14 protein-coding genes are annotated in these 17,046 nt (G+C 68.4%); 9 read left to right on the top strand and 5 right to left on the bottom strand.

Annotation, left to right across the window (positions count from 1 at the left end):
* Window positions 1-6 precede the first annotated feature (6 nt).
* Both G7043_RS17080 and G7043_RS17075 read left to right on the top strand, forming a co-directional pair.
* Window positions 7-774 (top strand): enoyl-CoA hydratase/isomerase family protein, encoded by a 768-nt coding sequence (locus G7043_RS17080; RefSeq protein WP_166046653.1) that lies wholly within the window; start codon window positions 7-9, stop codon window positions 772-774.
* A gap of 271 nt (window positions 775-1,045) precedes the next feature.
* The gene (locus tag G7043_RS17075; protein ID WP_166046652.1) at window positions 1,046-2,146 is read left to right on the top strand and encodes a hypothetical protein; all 1,101 of its coding nucleotides are present in this window, start codon (window positions 1,046-1,048) and stop codon (window positions 2,144-2,146) included.
* Between the two features lie 87 nt (window positions 2,147-2,233).
* Here the strand turns inward: G7043_RS17075 and G7043_RS17070 are convergent, their stop codons facing one another.
* Window positions 2,234-3,076, bottom strand: coding sequence for a DUF1963 domain-containing protein (locus G7043_RS17070; protein WP_207311275.1), 843 nt, complete (start codon window positions 3,074-3,076; stop codon window positions 2,234-2,236).
* A gap of 38 nt (window positions 3,077-3,114) precedes the next feature.
* A complete protein-coding gene (locus G7043_RS17065; RefSeq protein ID WP_313887925.1) occupies window positions 3,115-3,570 on the bottom strand; it encodes an SLATT domain-containing protein in 456 nt (151 codons plus the stop codon).
* Between the two features lie 35 nt (window positions 3,571-3,605).
* On the opposite strand from G7043_RS17065, the gene G7043_RS17060 reads away from it, so the two are divergent.
* Complete coding sequence (locus tag G7043_RS17060) at window positions 3,606-4,301, top strand: PIG-L deacetylase family protein (RefSeq protein WP_166046650.1); 696 nt, start codon at window positions 3,606-3,608, stop codon at window positions 4,299-4,301.
* Window positions 4,302-4,609: 308 nt separating this feature from the next.
* Here G7043_RS17060 and G7043_RS17055 read toward each other — a convergent pair whose 3' ends face one another.
* Complete coding sequence (locus G7043_RS17055) at window positions 4,610-5,905, bottom strand: UDP-glucose dehydrogenase family protein (RefSeq protein WP_166046649.1); 1,296 nt, start codon at window positions 5,903-5,905, stop codon at window positions 4,610-4,612.
* The gene (locus G7043_RS17050) at window positions 5,905-7,236 is read right to left on the bottom strand and encodes a glycosyltransferase family 4 protein (RefSeq protein WP_166046648.1); all 1,332 of its coding nucleotides are present in this window, start codon (window positions 7,234-7,236) and stop codon (window positions 5,905-5,907) included. Before G7043_RS17050 ends, G7043_RS17055 begins: the two co-directional genes overlap by 1 nt.
* Window positions 7,237-7,347: 111 nt before the next feature.
* On the opposite strand from G7043_RS17050, the gene G7043_RS17045 reads away from it, so the two are divergent.
* The 3 genes from G7043_RS17045 to G7043_RS17035 all read left to right on the top strand — a co-directional run bounded on the left by G7043_RS17045 (window position 7,348) and on the right by G7043_RS17035 (window position 12,471).
* Window positions 7,348-9,354, top strand: coding sequence for a glycosyltransferase (locus G7043_RS17045; protein WP_313887924.1), 2,007 nt, complete (start codon window positions 7,348-7,350; stop codon window positions 9,352-9,354).
* A 2-nt stretch (window positions 9,355-9,356) separates the two neighbouring features.
* The gene (asnB, locus tag G7043_RS17040; RefSeq protein ID WP_166046646.1) at window positions 9,357-11,180 is read left to right on the top strand and encodes an asparagine synthase (glutamine-hydrolyzing); all 1,824 of its coding nucleotides are present in this window, start codon (window positions 9,357-9,359) and stop codon (window positions 11,178-11,180) included.
* Between the two features lie 64 nt (window positions 11,181-11,244).
* Window positions 11,245-12,471: an MFS transporter gene (locus tag G7043_RS17035; protein ID WP_166046645.1), complete on the top strand. Its 1,227-nt coding sequence runs from the start codon at window positions 11,245-11,247 to the stop codon at window positions 12,469-12,471.
* Here G7043_RS17035 and G7043_RS17030 read toward each other — a convergent pair.
* The gene (locus G7043_RS17030; RefSeq protein ID WP_166046644.1) at window positions 12,443-13,288 is read right to left on the bottom strand and encodes a glycosyltransferase; all 846 of its coding nucleotides are present in this window, start codon (window positions 13,286-13,288) and stop codon (window positions 12,443-12,445) included. The genes G7043_RS17035 and G7043_RS17030 overlap by 29 nt on opposite strands.
* A 110-nt stretch (window positions 13,289-13,398) precedes the next feature.
* On the opposite strand from G7043_RS17030, the gene G7043_RS17025 reads away from it, so the two are divergent.
* From G7043_RS17025 to G7043_RS17015, 3 genes are read left to right on the top strand one after another with little or no spacing between them, the layout of a single operon-like run.
* Window positions 13,399-14,424, top strand: coding sequence for a glycosyltransferase family 2 protein (locus G7043_RS17025; RefSeq protein WP_313887923.1), 1,026 nt, complete (start codon window positions 13,399-13,401; stop codon window positions 14,422-14,424).
* Window positions 14,421-15,854, top strand: a complete 1,434-nt coding sequence (locus G7043_RS17020) for a lipopolysaccharide biosynthesis protein (protein WP_166046642.1) — start codon at window positions 14,421-14,423, stop codon at window positions 15,852-15,854. Before G7043_RS17025 ends, G7043_RS17020 begins: the two co-directional genes overlap by 4 nt.
* Window positions 15,851-17,044, top strand: a complete 1,194-nt coding sequence (locus tag G7043_RS17015) for a glycosyltransferase family 4 protein (protein WP_166046641.1) — start codon at window positions 15,851-15,853, stop codon at window positions 17,042-17,044. Before G7043_RS17020 ends, G7043_RS17015 begins: the two co-directional genes overlap by 4 nt.
* Window positions 17,045-17,046: the final 2 nt, after the last annotated feature.

Genomic DNA, 17,046 nt, shown 5'->3' with positions numbered 1-17,046 from the left:
AACCCGATGAAGATCCACCTGACCCGGCAGAACGAGCTCGCGATCATCACGATCGACGCGCCGCCGCTGAACCTCTACGCGTTGGATCTCGATGCCGAGTTCCACGACGCGTTGGACGAGCTGGGCGACGCACGGGCGTTGCTGGTCAACGCGTCCGGACGGGTCGTGTCCGGCGGTGTCGACGTGTCGCTGTTCGCGGCCCAGGAGTACCGCGAGGACGCACAGGCGTTGTTCGACCGCATGATTCTGCTCCCTCAGCGGCTCGCCGCGCTGCCGATCCCGACCGTCTTCGCCGCGCACGCCCTGTGCCTGACCTGGGCGTTCGAGCTGGCGGTGGCGTGCGACCTGATCGTCGCCGCGGAGAGTGCGCGGTTCGGGCTGGTGGAGAAGGTGGTGGGTCTGACGCCGACGATGGGCGGCACGCAGCGGCTGGCGGCGCGCGCGGGCGTGGGGCGCGCGAAGGAGTTCGTGATGACCGGCGACCTCTACGACGCGGCGACGCTGGAACGCTGGAACGTGGTCAACCGCGTGCTCCCGGACGAGGGCTTCGCGCTGGCCGCCGAGCAGTTCGCGTTGTCGCTCGCGGTCGGCCCGACGCAGGCGCACGCCGCGACCAAACAGGTGCTCGCGCATTTCGAGAACGGCGGTGTCCCGGAGGCGGACGCCCACGTCACGACGATCGCGTCCGCGTTGTACGAAACAGAGGACCTGCCACGCGCTGTGCACAGCTTCCTCACGGACGGTCCCGGCCGCGCCACTTTCATCGGTCGCTGATCTCACACATCAAAGAATCAAATGGCTCGGTGATTAAACCGTGATCTACCTGCTCACACAGATGGAGCATTCCTGCCGAGCCGGAAGATGATGTTGCGGCGCAACGAGATCCGCTTGACTCCTCCTGTCGGCCCGTGCAGTGTGCTGGTCGTTCAACGGCCCCCCGGTACGACTCCGTCGCACGAGTTCGTACACATTCCGCAACGGCCGACGACACAATTAGCGAGTTCACGGTCCCCCGTCGTGAACACGCGTGGAGGTAGATCCAGCCGTGAAACTGAGATTGGCCGTACTGCTGACCGGTGGTGTCATCGCGTTGGCCGCCTGCTCCCCGACGAAGGCGGCCCAACCGACACCCGTGGCGGACAGCACCAGCGCCACCTCGACCAGCACGACCAGCAGTTCCGCCGCCCCGAGCAGCACCTCGGCGGCACCCAGCACCACCAAGTCCGCCACCAACGGCCCCGTGAAGCCGCCGACCAACCCCGGCACCCCCGCGCCGGCCGGTTCCCCTGGTTGGAAGCTCACGCAGGCGAACACGGGTCTCGCCGCCCAGGGCCTCAACTGCGACTCGCTGCCGCTCTACACCGGCCCCGGCCAGCCCGGCGCCGGCACGGTGATCTCCGGCAAGCGCATCGAGCAGGCCCTGACGTTGTTCGCGGGCAACATCACCATCGAGAAGTCCTGCATCCGCCCCACCAAGCTCAACGAGGCGGCCCCGCTGGTGACCACGAACGGCCCGTGCGGCAGCAACTCCTGCCAGGTCACCGGCGCCCCGGTGACGATCCGCGACTCCAACATCGACGGCTCCAAGCTCTCCGCGTCGACGATCGCGAAGTCGTGCGCCTTCCTCGGCGTCGGCACGTTGCAGCGCAACTACATCACCGGCATGGGTTCCGGCATCTGCTTCTACAACACCGGCAGCTCGCTGAGCGGCCTCGCCGAGGGCAACTACGTCCGCGGCCTGCGCACCGCCGGTGACGCGCACAACGACGGCGCCACCGTGCGCGACTTCCCGCTGGACCGCAACGCCGGCCGCACCCTGACCTTCCGCAACAACCGGATCGACTGCTCCACCGGTCAGGACACGGGCGCGTTGTTCATCCAGACCTACGGCGGCGACATCGACAACGTCACCGTCGAGGGCAACCTGCTGGAGGGCGGCGGCTACCAGCTCGGGCTGGAGTCGAGTCACGGCAACCAGTACGGCCGCAACATGAAGTCCATCAACAACCGGTTCACCGGTAGCGGGTGGGGCGCGGCGTACGTGACCGCGAACGGCGTCGGCTACAAGTGGGCCGTCTGGCAGGACAACTACCTGCTCGACCAGAACGCGCCGGACGCGAAGGGCAAGCCCGCCGGCACCCCGTGACCAGTGTGTGGGTAAAGCCATGGGGGGCACATTCATGGACCTGAGGTCCATGAATGTGCCCCCCATGGCTTTCCCGTGCGGCGCGGGTCAGGGGTTCCAGAAGATGCTGGTGTACGCGCGGTCGAAGCGCCGCGCGGCCAGGTCTTCGCGCTGGATGATCCAGTGGACCGTGGCGCTCTCCCAGCCCTCCACGTCCCAGCCCGCCTGCCAGTCGGCCAGCAACACCCAGTCCGCCACGTCCTCCGAGACCGGTCCGTCGATCCCGGCGGCCTTCAGCGCCTTCACGGCGTCGGGCACGGCGTTGGCGACGGGGTCGGAGTCGATGGCCTCCTCGTCGGCGTAGCCCCCGATCTGCAGCGTTCCGGAGGAGGCGATGGCGGCACGGGTGCTCTGCCAGACCGCGGCCAGTTCCCCGGCACGAGGATGACCGGGCAGCGGGCGGCCGTCCGGCAGCGGGAGCGACGAGTGGTAAGGCAGCGACACGTCGATCGTCGCGTGCAGCGGCCCTTCCGGGAACTCCTCAATCATCGCCTCGTTCTCCTCCCAGTCGAAGGAGTCCCACCCGAGCTTGTCCCGTTCCTCCACGACCGTGCCGGCGGGCACGTGCACCACGCCGCCCAGGCCCTCGTAGTCGGTCTCGGGGAAGGCGAAGAGCAGCAGGTCGCCGTCAGACGGCAGCGGCAGGCCCGTGCCGGCGGGCAGGGCCGCGAGGTCGATCGAGGCGACGAACGGGTGCTCGGGATCCGGGGCGTCGGCCGGGAGCAGGAGCGGACCGCCGAACCGGCCCACGACCGGCCCGTCCCCGTCCCGCGACAGCGTCGCGCAGGGGCGGGCGGTCGCGAGCCACCGCTCCACCTCCTCGGCCGGGATGCCCCGCGCGACGGCCTCGTCGCGGAAGGGACCCAGCCGATCCCACATCTCAGGAGTCATGGACGAACCGTAGCGACGGGGTCTGACACTCCCTGGCGTCAGGCGTTGTCGCGGTACTTCAACCAGCGCGAACTGAGCGAGTCCCAGATCTCCTGGTACCGCTCGAACATCTCGCGCACCCGCGCGGGGTCGATCTCCTCGGCCGGGTGCGAGGCGATGTAGTAGGAGAGGTCGTCCTGCAGCCGGTGGAACCGGTGGCTGGCGTCTTCCATCAACACCCACAACGACCGCCACGCGAAGAACGGCTCCAACGCGGACACCACGGTCACCACCGCGACGAGCGAGAACGCCGTCCCCGTCCACGGATCCAGGTTCTGCAGGCCGAGGATGATCGTCGATGCCGCCGAAAGGACCAACGTGGTCAACCGCACCGCCACGGATTTCCAGCGGAACCGGTGCTTGCGGGACCTGGCATAGGTGTGGCCACGCTCGATCTGGTCACGGAGATGATGGGCGAGTTCCAGCGGCTTCAGGCCGGACGGCAAGTCGGTCACCGGCACGACAATAGATTCGAGGTACGTTGCCCCGCGTGCAGTTCGCCGGACCGAGAACTTTGCTGGCCGTCCACGCCCACCCCGGCGACGAGTCGACGTCGACCGGCGGCATGCTCGCCCACTATGCCAGAACAGGCGCCAGAACCGTCGTGGTGACGTGCACCAACGGCGAGTTCGACGACGCTCCCGGGGGCGCGATGCCCGGCGAGGTGGGCCATCACCCCAAGGCCGTGGCCGCGCACCGCAGGGCCGAGTTGCAGGCGGCGTGCGACGCGCTGAGCATCACCGACCTGGAACTGCTGGGGTACCACGACTCCGGGCACACGGGCGAGGTGCCAGAGGGCGGGTTCTGCACGATCCCGGTGGAGACCGCGGCGGGCAGGCTGGCCGCGCTGATCGAGCACTACCAGCCGCAGGTCGTGGTCACGCACTACAGCTCGCACCGCGACCACATGCACGTGATCCGGGTCGCCAAGCTGGCCGTCTACCGGACCGGCATCCCCGCCAAGCTCTACCTCACCGCCAAGGACGGCTCCACGACAATCGACATCAGCGACGTCGCCGAGGTGAAGCGCAAGGCGTTGCAGTGTCACGCCAGCCAGCAGGTACACGGGGCGTTCGCCTTGGAGGAGCACTACTTCCGCGCGCTCGACACCACCGGCGCGCCGCTGCCGGAGACCGATCTCTTCGCGGGCATCACCACCGCCGGACCGGATCTGCCGCGCTGGTGACGCCGGGGACGTTGATGAGGGGAGCTTTCATAAACCTGAGGTTTATGAAAGCTCCCCTCATCAACAACGCCGTTTAGAGCGGCAGCGCGGAGAGCAGGCCGTTGGCGAGGCTGCTCGCCTGGCCGAGGAGGCCGCTGGCCTGGTGCACGAGTCCGCTGACGAGTTCCATGATTCCGGCCACGGTGGGAACCTCCTGGCAAGACCCCGGCGGGCTCGTCCCACCGGGTGTTGCCGGAAATCAAAGCGCTAGCACACCGACCTCGCGCGCTCTGTCACACCATTGAGCTAAATGGACTGTCTCAAATGGACTACCTGCGTCCCAGCGACGTGCAGGTGAAGCCCGCGCGCCGGATGACGTCCGGGTCCAAAATGTTCCGCGTGTCAACGACAACCGGCTGCCGCACGGTCTCGGCGAGGCGCGGCCAGTCCAGCGACCGGAAGTCCGGCCACTCGGTCAGCACGATCAGCGCGTCGACGTCCTTGGCCATCTGGTAGGGATCGTCCACAACGGACACGGAACCGAGGTCCGTGCCGCCGGAGAGCGCCGGGTCGTACCCGACGAGTTCCGCGCCGGCCTGCTTCAGCATCGCCGCGACGGCCAGCGAAGGCGAGTCGCGCAGGTCGTCCGTGCCGGCCTTGAACGTGAGGCCCAGCAGTCCCAGTCGCACGTGGGACAGCGAACCACCGCGCTTGCCGGTGACCGCGAGACGGACCTTCTCGACCATCCGCTGACGCTGGCGCTCGTTGGTGTCGATGGTGGCACGCAGCAGGCGGAACTCGAAGTCGGCCGCGTCGGCCACCTGGAGCATCGCGTGCGTGTCCTTGGGCAGGCACGAGCCACCCCAGCCGGGGCCGGGGTTGAGGAACGCCTGGCCGATGCGCTTGTCGTAGCCCATGCCCTCGGTGACGTCGGTGATGTTCGCGCCGAGCCGCTCGCACAGCTCCGCCACCGCGTTGACGTACGAGAGCTTCATCGCGAGGAAGCAGTTCGCCGCGTACTTGACCATCTCGGCCGAGGCCGCGTCGGTGAGCACCGTCGGCGCGCCGAGACGTGCGTACAGGGCGGCCACGCGCTCGGCCGCGTCCTGCTGGTCGCAGCCGACGACGATCCGGTCCGGGTTGAGGAAGTCGTGCACGGCCGAACCCTCGCGCAGGAACTCGGGGTTCGACACCACGGCGACGTCGTCGCGCCGCAGCAGCTCCGCGGTGCGGACCGCGGTGCCGACGGGGACGGTGGACTTGTTCACGATCACGCAGCCGGACGGCAGCAGGTCGCGCGTCTCGTCCACAACGGACTCGACGGCGGCCAGGTCCGCGATGCCGCCGACCCCCATCGGCGTCGGCACGCAGAGGAAGACGACCTCGGCGTCGGCCACCGCGGCCGACGCGCCCAGCACGAACGACAGGCGGCCGGAGGCCAGTCCCTCGGCGACCAGTTCGGCCAGGCGCGGTTCGAGGATGTCGACCTCGCCGCGCGACAGCCGTTCGATCTTGCGCTCGTCGACGTCCGCGCACACCACGCGGTGGCCGAGCGACGCGAGACAGGCTCCGGTGGTCAGGCCGACGTAGCCGGTGCCGACGACGGCGATCCTTCTGACGAACATCATTCTCCCGTTCGGTTCACGGCGAACGCGCGGAGCACGGCGTCGTCGCTCACGTCGATCATCTTGTTGCCCCACGCGTCAGTGCCCGCGGTCAGCTCGGGCCTGCCGTCGGGAAACGGGCCGCGCGAGCCGAAGCCGGTCAGCCCGTCGAACACCGCCACGTAGTTCTCGGCCTGCGGGCGCCAGTCCAGCTCCGCCTCGCAGCGGCGCCGGCCCTCGAAGCCGAGGCGGCCGCGGCGTTCGGCGTCGTCGAGCAGGTCGAGCAGCGAGGTGGTGAACGCCTCGACGTCACCCGGCTCGACGAAGACGGCGCAGTCACCGGCGGACACCACGGTCTCCTGCAACCGGTACGTGACGACCGGCAGCGCGTAGGCCATGTACTCCATGGTCTTGTTCATAGTGGACACGTCGTTCAAAGGCGACAACGGATCCGGGCCGAGACCGACGGCGGCCGTGGAGAGGTAACGGGTGATCTGTTCGGGCCCAACACGTCCGGTGAACTCGACGTACGGGTCGAGTCCCCAGGCCGTGGCCTGCTTCTTCAGGTCTTCGAGGCAGTCGCCGAAGCCCAGCAGCGCGAACCGGACGTCGGTGCGGCCGCGGTCGTGAACGACCCTCTTCGCGACTTCCAGCACACCGTCGACGCCGTCCTGCGGGCCCATGATTCCGAGATAGGCCACCAGATGTTTGCCGCCGCGTCGGAGCTCGTCCACGCCCTCGACAGGCCGCATCACGGTGGTGTCCGGGCCGGAGCGCACGACGGTGGTGTGCTCGGGCGGCACGGAACCGCGCGTCCACGCGATCTTCTGGTACGAGGTGTTGGTCGACGTCACCCGGTTGGCCGTGCGGAACGTCCGGCGCTCCAGCCACTTCAGAATGCGGTACTGCAGCTTGCCCGCGACGCCCTTGGGCTCGCCGAACCGCGACAGGAACACCTCGGGGTTGAGGTCGTGGTGGTCGAAGACGAACTTCACGCCACCCAGCCGCCACAGCAGCGCGAGCGCCCAGTACGTGTCCGGCGGGTTGCACGCCTGCATGACGTCGAACCGCCTGCGAGCACGCACCTTCACGCTCAGCAACGCCGTGCGCACCCAGCAGTACAGGAACTCCCACGCGTAGCCCAGCGCGCCTTCGGCCTGGGGCGGCGGAGCGTACTTGTAGAGGTGCACTCCGTCGAGGAGTTGGTAAGCGGGATCACCCGGACCCTTGGGGCAGATCACCGAAACCTCGTACCCGGCGTTGGTGAGAGCGCGGCACTCCAGCCACACCCGGCGGTCCAGCGGCACGGGGAGGTTCTGCACGATGATCAACACGTGCGGCGATGACGTCACGCTTTGGTTCTCGTTCGGGAGGGCAAAACGGTTACAGGTTCCGCCGATCTCGTAACGGAGGTTGCAAAACGCTCGATGTAGCGGGCACAAGCCCGAATGCGAGGAGCGGTTGTGGAGCGGTCACCTGTCGCGGTGGTCATCGTCACGTACCAGAGCGAACAGGTCATCGAGGGGTGCCTGAACTCGCTGCCAGACGACGTAAAGGTGATCGTCGTCGACAACGCTTCCGCCGATAACACCGTGAGTGTGGTCGCCGCCACACGACGGAACGCGCAAATCGTGCGCAATCCGGTGAACGCGGGATTCGCCGCGGGCGTGAATCTCGGCATCAAAGCGGCAGAAGGCCACGACGTGCTCGTGCTCAACGCCGACACGCGCCTGCACCCCGGCACGATCGAAACGCTGCAGGCGGCCGACAAGCCCATCACCGTGCCGAAGATCCTCGGCGAGGACGGGATGGTGCACTTCTCGTTGCGCAACGAGCCCACGCTGCGCACCTCGCTCGCCGAGGCGCTCCTCAACGGCCAGCGCGCCGGTCGGATGGGACTGGGTGCGACGGTCGTCGGTCTCAAGCACTACGAGGGCTCGCGGTCCGCGGACTGGGCCACCGGCTGCGCGTGGCTCATCAAGCGCGAAGTCATCGAGAAGCACGGCCTTTTGGACGAACGCTACTTCCTCTATTCGGAGGAAGTGGAGTACATGCTGCGCGTCGGTGGCGTCTGGTTCGAACCGCGCGCGACCGCCACGCACATCGGTGGCGAGTCCAACACGAACCCCCGGCTGTGGTCGCTGCTGGCCACGAACCGCGTCCGCCTGCACCGCGAGCGGTACGGCAGGTTCGCCGCCGTCCTCATGTGGCTCGTGGTGGCGCTGAACGAGGCCCTGCGCCTGCACAAGCCCAAGAACCGGGCCGCGTTCAAGGGGCTGCTCACGATGCGGCACTGGCCGGAGGAAGTCGCCTCCGCGGGGCCGGCGTACCTGTGCTTCTCCGCGCAGGACTGGTGGTACCACAACCGGGCGCACTCCGACTTCCAGCTGCTGCGCCGGGTCGCGAAGCACCGCAAGGTGCTGCTGGTCAACAGCATCGGCCTGCGGATGCCCTCGCCCGGCAAGAGCACGCAGTTCCTGCGCCGCATCTTCCGCAAGGCGATGAGCGTCGCGAAGCTGGTGCGCCGGCCGATTCCGGAGACGCCGAACTTCTACGTGATGACGCCCGCTCCCCTGCCGTTCTACGGCAAGCCGTGGCTGCGCAAGCTGAACTCGGTGCTGGTGCGCACCCAGGTTCGTCTCGTGTGCTTCTTCCTGCGGATGGGCACGCCGGTCGTCGTCGCCACGATTCCCACCGCGTGGGACGTGGTGGAGCCCATGAAGCACAAGGGCCTGATCTTCAACCGCTCGGACCGGCACTCGGCGTTCCCCGAGGCCGACCAGGGCACCATCGCCGCGCTGGAGAACCAGCTGCTGTCCAATTCGGACACCGTGCTCTACGTCTCCCGCGCGCTGCAGGAAGAGGAGTCCGCGCTGACCGGTGAGCGCGCGCACTTCCTGGACCACGGCGTGGACGTCGACCACTTCACCCGCCGCGACGTGCTGCCGGCCGACATCGCGTCGATCCCAGGGCCGCGCATCGGGTTCTTCGGCAGCCTCGACGACTACCTGGTGGACTTCGACCTGATCGAGAAGGTCGCGCAGGAGTTCCCCGACGCGTCGGTCGTGCTGATCGGTGACGCCACCTGCTCGATGGAGCGCTACGCCAAGTACCCCAACGTGCACTGGCTGGACTTCCGCGCCTACGAGCAGATTCCTGGCTACGGCTCCGGTTTCGACGTGGCGCTGATGCCGTGGCTCGACAACGACTGGATCAAGCACGCGAACCCGATCAAGATGAAGGAGTACCTGGCGCTCGGCCTGGCCGTGGTGTCCACGGACTTCCCCGAGGTGGAGCGGTACTCCGACGTCATCCGGATCGCGTCCGGAGAGGCCGACTTCATCGACCAGATCCGCCTGACCCTGAAGGACGGCGGCCTGAAGACCCCGGCCCAACGGCGTGCGGCCGTGCTGACCGCGTCGTGGGACTCCCGTGCCCGTGAACTGATGCAGATCGCGGAGGACCGCTGACCATGTGTGGCATCGCAGGCGTCAGACGGTTCGACGGCGCGCCCGTCTCCCGTGAGCTGCTCGCCGAGATGGCGAAGCGGCTGCACCACCGCGGCCCCGACGACAGCGGCTTCTGGTCGGACGGCTCGATCGGCTTCGCGCACACCCGGTTGTCGATCATCGACCTGGCCGGCTCGCCGCAGCCGATGGCGGGCGCGTCGGGCACGACGACGATCGCGTTCAACGGCGAGATCCTGAACTACAAGCAGCTGCGGACCGCGCTCGCGTACCCGTTCAAGACCAGCGGCGACACCGAGGTGCTGCTGGCGCTGTACGAACAGCACGGCGCCGCGGGGGTTGCCAAGCTGCGCGGCCAGTTCGCGTACGCGATCCACGACGCTGCCACGGGCGAAACGCACCTGTTCCGCGACCGGCTCGGCATCCTGCCGCTGTACTACTACGCGGACTCCTCGATGTTCGCGTTCGCGTCCGAGATCAAGGCGCTGCTGCCCGCGATCGGGTCGGCCGACGTCGACCAGGAGTCGCTGCACGACTACCTGGCCCACCGGTCGGTGCCCGCGCCCTACACGCTGCTGCGTGGCGTGCGGAAGGTGCCGCAGGGCCACCACCTGGTGGTTTCGGCTGACGGTTCGGTGCGCACCTCGCCGTACTGGGAGCTGCCGCGCCAGTCGGAGATCCGGTCCGTGACGCCCGAGGAGGCCGTCCGGCTGGTCGACGAGGCGCTGACCGCCTCCGTGCGGGACGCGCTGGTCGCGGACGTGCCGGTCGGCGCCTACCTGTCCGGCGGCGTGGACTCGTCGCTGATCACCGCGCTGGTGGCGCGCGAACGAGGCGGCGCTCCGCTGCACACGTTCTCCGCCGGCTTCGGCGACCCGCGCGTCGACGAGCTGCACTGGGCCGAGAAGGTCGCCGGGATCGTCGGCAGCACGCACCACAGCGTCATCGTGACGGCCGACGACTTCCGCGACAGCTGGGCGAAGCTGTCCTGGCACCGCGACGCGCCGCTGTCCGAACCCGCTGACGTGGCCGTGTTCCGCCTCGCCGAACTCGCGCGCCGCGACGTGAAGGTCGTGCTGTCCGGTGAGGGCAGCGACGAGCTGTTCGGCGGCTACCCGAAGTACCGCTTCGCTGCCGCCACCCGTCTCGCGGGCGCGCTGCCGTCGTTCGCCCTTCGTCGGCTGGAGAAGGCGCTGCCGGCCTCGAAGGCGCGGCTGGGCATCGCTCTGCGGGCGATCGCCGAACCGTCGTACGCCGAACGCATGCGCGGCTGGTTCGCGCCGTTCACGGTGTCCGAAAGGGCAGCGTTGCTGGGTGGGCCGGCCACGCGGTCCGTGCTCGCGCCGTACGTCGACGGACGCGGTGACGCGTTGCGCCGCATGCTCTACGCCGACTCGCACACCTGGCTGGCCGACAACCTGCTCGAACGCGGCGACCGCATGTCGATGGCCGCGTCCCTGGAGCTGCGCCCGCCGTTCCTGGACCACCGGGTGGCCGAGCTCGCGTTCTCGTTGCCCAGCAACGTGAAGGTGCGCGGCGGCACGACCAAGTGGGTCGTCAAGGAAGTCGCGCGCCAGCACCTGCCGGCCGACGTGGTCGACCGCCCGAAGTCGGGCTTCAAGGTGCCGCTGGACGCGTGGTTCCGCGACGGGTTGCGGGACATGGCGTACGACCTGCTGACCGGGCCCACGTCGTTCGTGGGCAAGACCTTCGACCGGGCCGCGGTGCGATCGCTGCTCGACGACCACGACTCGGGTGACCGCAACGAGCAGCCGCGCATCTGGACGCTGCTGTCGCTCGAGGTGTGGCACCAGACGCTGAGCTGGTAGGACGCCCATGAACTCGCTTCCGCACGGCACCACCGCGTCCGAGACTCCGGGCTGGTAGGCCCGCATGTACGTCGCGTCGTCGCGGCCGGCCAAGGCCGACTTCCGCAAACGGTTGCCGGGCACCGTGTTCGCGCTGGGCACGGTCAGCCTGCTGACCGACATCTCCGCCGAGATGATCACGGCGTTCCTGCCCGTGTACCTGCTGTTCACGTTGCAACTCGGGTACGCGCAGTTCGGGCTGTTGGACGGGATCTACACCGGTGCCACGGCGCTGCTGCGGCTGGTCGGCGGCGGCATCTCGGACAAGTTCCGCCGGCCCAAGGCCGTCGCGGCGGCCGGGTACGGGCTGTCGGCCGCCACCAAGGTGTTCTTCCCGCTGGTCGGGGCGTCGCCGTTCGGCATCGGCGCGCTGATGGCCGCGGACCGGGCGGGCAAGGGCATCCGGACGGCGCCGCGCGACGCGATGATCTCGCTGGCCACGCCGGAAGATCGGCTCGGCGCGGCGTTCGGCGTGCACCGGAGCATGGACACGTTCGGTGCGCTGCTGGGGCCGTTGGTGACGTTCCTGCTGCTCGCGCAGATCGGGATGGTGCCGGGGCCGATCTTCGCGGTGTCCGCGGCGTTCGCGGTCATCGGGCTGATCGTGCTGATCTCGTTCGTCCGGGAGACGCCCGCGAAGGAGCAGCCGAAGGGGCCGCGGCCGTCGTTCAAGGCGGGCCTCAACCTGCTCACCGACAAGCACTTCCGCCGCACCACCGTCTGCGCAGGGCTGCTCGGGCTCGCGACGGTGTCGGACGCGTTCGTCTACGTGCTGGTGCAGAAAGCCACGAACATCTCGCTCGGCTGGCTGCCCCTGCTCCCGCTCGGCACGGCGGTCGTCTTCCTCACGGCCGCCGCGCCGCTCGGGAAACTCGCGGACAGGATGGGCCGCTGGCGGATGTTCCTGCTCGGCCACGGCCTGCTGCTCGGCGTGTACGCGCTGCTGTTCATCCCCGAGGGCGGGAAGGGCGTCGCGATCGCGGCACTGCTGCTGCACGGACTGTTCTACGCGGCCACCGACGGCGTGCTGTCGGCCAAGGTGAGCGAGTCGGCACCGGAGTCACTGCGAGCGAGCGGGCTGTCCGTCGTGCAGACCGGGCAGGCGCTGGGCCGTCTCGTTTCGTCCGTCGCTTTTGGACTGCTGCTGCAATTCTCCAGCTTCACCACCAGCGTCACGGTGGCGCTCGCAGCACTCACCGTGACGCTCGTCATCGCTTACGGGATCAACCGCGAGCAGCCAGCTTCTGCTTGATCTTCTCGAACCCGCCCTTGCCGAGCACCTTCATGGCCGCGTTCTTGGCAGCCACCCGGCCCGAGTCACGCATGAACCGAACGGGCTGAGACACCAGCCGATCCTGCGCCACGGCGAGCGAGCCGGGCGCGGTCACGTCGTCCAAAGACGCGCCGAACGACGCCTTGTAGGCATCGGGCGAGACCAACCGGCCGCGTGTGCGGTTCGACACGTTGCCGCCGTGCACGACCTGCAGCCAACCGGGAGCGCCGCCCAGTTCGACGACCGGGAAGTGCAGGTGCATGTGGTTGTGCCAGTGCGCCCAGCAGGTCACGGGCTCGTCCCAGGTCTCGCGGACCGAGACGAACGCGTTGTGCCGGTCGACGCGGTGGTACAGGCCGCCCGGCGACTTGATCAGGCCGTTGACCAGGTAGTACGCCGCCGTCGTGGTGGGGCGGGGAGCGGCGCAGAGGCGTTCCACGAAGTCGACCGCGAGGCCGTCGTCGTTGTCCAGGTTCGTGGTGATGAGCTCCTCACCGACCTGGCTGTAAAGCGACCGGATGTCCGATCTCAGCTCTTCCCGCGACACTTCCGCGCGGTAAACGGGCGTGTACGCGTCGCCGTGTTGCGCGATTTTGTCCTTGAGCCATTTCGGTGATTCGGGGTCGAAATAGATGAGCCAACGCGTCCGTTTGTCCGACTGCGCCAGCACCGATGGCAGGCAGTAACGCTCGAACAGCGCAACGCGTTCGGTCAGCCATCCTTCCTTTGCCCGGACGTAGCTTTCGGCGCCCTTAGAAGGCAGGTTGAAGCGCGTCAGGATGACGTGGTCGGCCATGACTCCCCTTACTCCGGTCATCGCCTACATCGCCCGATGGGCCCAAAACGTTGCGGGGCTAACGAATGCGCGTGGAGACCGATAGCTAGGTTGTGCCAACGCTTCCCACAGTGGACGTCGTGATCCCCTGTTACAACTACGCCCACTTCCTGCCGGTCTGTGTCCGCAGCGTCCTCGACCAACCGGGCGTGGACGTCCGAGTGCTTGTGATCGACGACACGTCGTCGGACAACACTCCTGAGGTGATGGCCGAACTGATGGCCGCCGACAAGCGCGTCGAGGGCTACCGGCACGAGGTGAACAAGGGGCACATCGCCACCTACAACGAGGGCCTGCTGGACTGGGCGAGCGCCGACTACACGGTGCTGCTGTCCGCGGACGACCTGCTGGCGCCCGGCGCCCTGCAGCGCGCGGCCGCGGTCTTCGAGCAGAACCCCGACGTGGGCATGGTGTACGGGCGCGTCGTGTACTACAGCGACCACGAGGCGTTGCCGAAGATCGCCCAGCTGCCGGTGACGTCCAAGGTGTGGCGCGGCGAGGAGTGGATCGAGAACCGCTTCCGCAGCAGCCGCAACGTGATCTCCTCGCCGGAGGTCGTGGTGCGCACCAAGGTCCAGCAGAAGGTCGGCGGTTACCGCGCCGACCTGCCGCACGCGGGCGACCTGGAGATGTGGCTGCGGATCGCGGCCGTGTCGGACATCGGCTACGTCAGCGGCAAGCCCGGCGCGTACTACCGGGTGCACGAGAACTCCATGATGCGCACGACGTTCAAGTCGGTGTTCGCCGACCTGGAACAGCGCCGCGACGTGTTCGACCTGGTCCTGGAACAGAACCCCGGTCTACCCGCGCGACTGAAGCCATTGGCGCGCAAGGCCATCGCGAGCGACGCGCTGTGGCGCGCGGTCCGGCTGCACGACCGCGACCAGCTCGACGGCACCGAGAAGGAGCTCGTCGACTTCGCCCGTGAGACCTACCCGCAGCTCGAGGAGCTGCCGGAGTACAAGGCGCTGCTGCGCCGCCAGAAGTTCAGCCCGTCGTTCCTCAGCCGCACCCAGCTGTTCCTCGCCCCGCACGCGTACAAGCGCGCCAAGCTGTGGGTGAGCACGCAGCGCTGGAAGTGGCGGGGCGAGTGGTGACCACGCAACAACTCGAAGGCAAGGTCTCCAGCGCCATCCGCTGGAGCGCGATCAACTCGCTGCTGCAACGCCTCGCGGCGGTCGGCATCAGCGTCCTGCTGGCCCGGCTGATCGCACCCGAGCAGTTCGGTGTCTTCGCGGTCGCCCTGGTCGTGCTCAACATCGTGCTGAGCGTGTCCGAACTCGGCGTCAGCGCGGCTCTGGTCCGCACCAACGACTCCGTCGAGGAGATGGCGCCGACCGTCACGACGCTGTCGCTCGCGTCCGGCACGCTGCTGGCGTTGATCTGCGTGGTCGGCGCGCCGTGGTTCTCGAACGCGATGGACGCCCCGGAAGCGACCGGCGTCATCCAGCTGATGTCCGTGGCGTTGGTGATCGCCGGTGCCACCGCGGTGCCGGGCGCGATGATGCAGCGGAACTTCCGGCAGGACCACAAGTTCTACGCCGACACCGCCGCGTTCGTCTGCGGCACGGCGGTCGCGGTCGTGCTGGCGATCATGGGCTTCGGCGCGTGGAGCCTCGCGTGGCAGCGGATCGCGCAGAACCTGAGCGCCGCGATCATCATGTTCTGGCTCACCAAGGACAGGTTCCGGCCGGGCTGGAATCGGGTCCAGGCGAAGGAATTGCTGGCGTTCGGCCTGCCGCTGGCGGGGTCGAGCCTGCTGATCTTCGGCGTGATGAACGTCGACTACATCGTCGTCGGCGCGATGCTCGGCACCGTGCAGCTGGGCTTCTACCTGCTGGCGTTCAACCTGGCGAGCTGGCCGGTGGCGGCGTTCTCCGCACCGGTCAGAAGTGTGTCGCTGGCCGCCTTCTCGAAGGTCCGCGAGGACCCCGAGCTGTTCCAGAAGTCGTTCGGACGCGCGCTGGGGCTCCTGGCGCTCGTCACAGTGCCCGCGTGCGTGCTGCTGGCCGCACTGGCCGAGCCCCTCATCCGCGTCGTCTACGGCGAGCGCTGGGCCCCCGCGGCGACCGCTCTGGCGTTGCTGGTGCTGCTCGGCGCGGTCAGGGTCGCGCTGGAGCTCGGGTACGACTTCCTGGCGTCCGCCGGCCGGTCCCGGGCCATCCTGTGGATCCACCTGGTCTGGCTGGGCGCGCTGGTGCCGTTGCTGGCACTGGGCGCGCACCTCGACGGCATCCGCGGGGTCGCGGCGGCACACGTGATCGTCGCCGTTCTGGTGATCACGCCCGCGTACCTGGTCGCGTTCAAGCCGTACGGCGTCCGCGCAGGCGCGTTGGGTGCACGGCTGCTGCGACCGTTCCTCGGCGGCGTGCTGATGGTCGCCGTGGTGCTCGCGGTCCGGAACGTGATCGACAGCGAGCTGCTGCAGATCCTCGTCGGCGGCGCGCTCTCGTGCCTCGCCTACGCGCTCGTGGTGTTCCCGATGAGACACGAAATCCTTGGCGTGCTGCGCAGGAAGGCGTCATGAGACGGCTCAGACAGGTCACGAAGATCGTCCGCGAACAGGGCGCGAAGAAGCTCGGTGTCCGGCTGCTCACCGCCGCGACCCGCCGGCTCGGCGCCGAGGGCGAAGAGCTGCCGGTGCGGCTGGAGGACGTCCGCAAGGCCGACGTCGAGTCGCGCAAGCCGATCGTGATCCCGCCGGTCCCGCAGGACGGCAAGCTCACGATCAACTGGGTCACCACTCCCCCGTCCAAGGGATCCGGCGGCCACACCACCATGTTCCGGCTCGTCCGGCACCTGGAGTCGCTCGGCCACGAGTGCAAGCTCTACCTGTACGACACCTTCGGCAACACGGTCGCCGACCTCGAACCCGGCATCCGCGCGGCGTTCCCGTTCTTCCAGGGCTCGATCCACGACGTGACGGACGGCATGGCGGACGCACACGCGGTCTTCGCGACGGCGTGGATCACCGCCTACCCGGCGTTCAACGACCCGTGCGCGGGCAAGAGGTTCTACCTCGTGCAGGACTACGAACCGTGGTTCTACCCGTCGGGCGGGCTCTACGCGTTGGCGGAGAACACCTACCGAATGGGCATGCACGGCTTCACCGCCGGCCGGTTCCTCGCCGACAAGGTCCGCGACGACCACGGCATGCCCGCCGACCACTTCGACTTCGGCTGCGACGCGGACCGGTACAAGCTGGGCGACGAGAAGCGCGACGGCATCGTCTTCTACGCCCGGCGCAAGGCACCGCGGCGCGCGTTCGAGCTCGGCCTGCTCGCGCTGGAGGTGTTCGCGGAGAAGCACCCGGACCTGAAGATCCACGTCTACGGCGAGAAGATCGGGCAACTGGGGCCGCAGTTCGTCGACCACGGCCTCGTCACGCCCGACGAGCTGAACGCCATCTACAACCGTTGCTTCGCCGGGTTGTCGCTGTCGATGACCAACGTGTCACTGGTGCCGCACGAGATGCTCGCGGCCGGATGTGTCCCCGTGGTGAACGACGCGCACTTCAACCGCGTAGTCCTGGACAACGACCACGTCCGGTACGCGACGCCCACCCCGCACTCGCTGGCGCGCGCTTTGTCCGAAGTGGTCACATCGCCGGACTTCGGCGCGGTCGCCAGGGCGGCCGCGTCCAGTGTGGAGGGACGTTCCTGGGATGCGGCCGGACACGAGCTGGAGAAGGTGCTCCGCCGCGAGCTCGCCACATGACT

This window comes from Lentzea alba, assembly GCF_011067745.1.
Taxonomy (GTDB): domain Bacteria; phylum Actinomycetota; class Actinomycetes; order Mycobacteriales; family Pseudonocardiaceae; genus Lentzea; species Lentzea alba.
The sequence above is the reverse complement of the archived record's forward strand: the minus strand, read 5'-3'. Positions and strand labels throughout refer to the sequence as shown.

Bases quoted from the DNA above. Each gene is read 5' to 3' on its own strand.
- G7043_RS17080 (WP_166046653.1), top strand. From the start codon at position 7: ATGAAGATCCACCTGACCCGGCAGAACGAGCTCGCGATCATCACGATC.
- G7043_RS17070 (WP_207311275.1), bottom strand. From the start codon at position 3,076: ATGACTCCTGAGATGTGGGATCGGCTGGGTCCCTTCCGCGACGAGGCC.
- G7043_RS17055 (WP_166046649.1), bottom strand. From the start codon at position 5,905: ATGTTCGTCAGAAGGATCGCCGTCGTCGGCACCGGCTACGTCGGCCTG.
- asnB (WP_166046646.1), top strand. From the start codon at position 9,357: ATGTGTGGCATCGCAGGCGTCAGACGGTTCGACGGCGCGCCCGTCTCC.
- G7043_RS17035 (WP_166046645.1), top strand. From the start codon at position 11,245: ATGTACGTCGCGTCGTCGCGGCCGGCCAAGGCCGACTTCCGCAAACGG.
- G7043_RS17030 (WP_166046644.1), bottom strand. From the start codon at position 13,288: ATGGCCGACCACGTCATCCTGACGCGCTTCAACCTGCCTTCTAAGGGC.
- G7043_RS17015 (WP_166046641.1), top strand. From the start codon at position 15,851: ATGAGACGGCTCAGACAGGTCACGAAGATCGTCCGCGAACAGGGCGCG.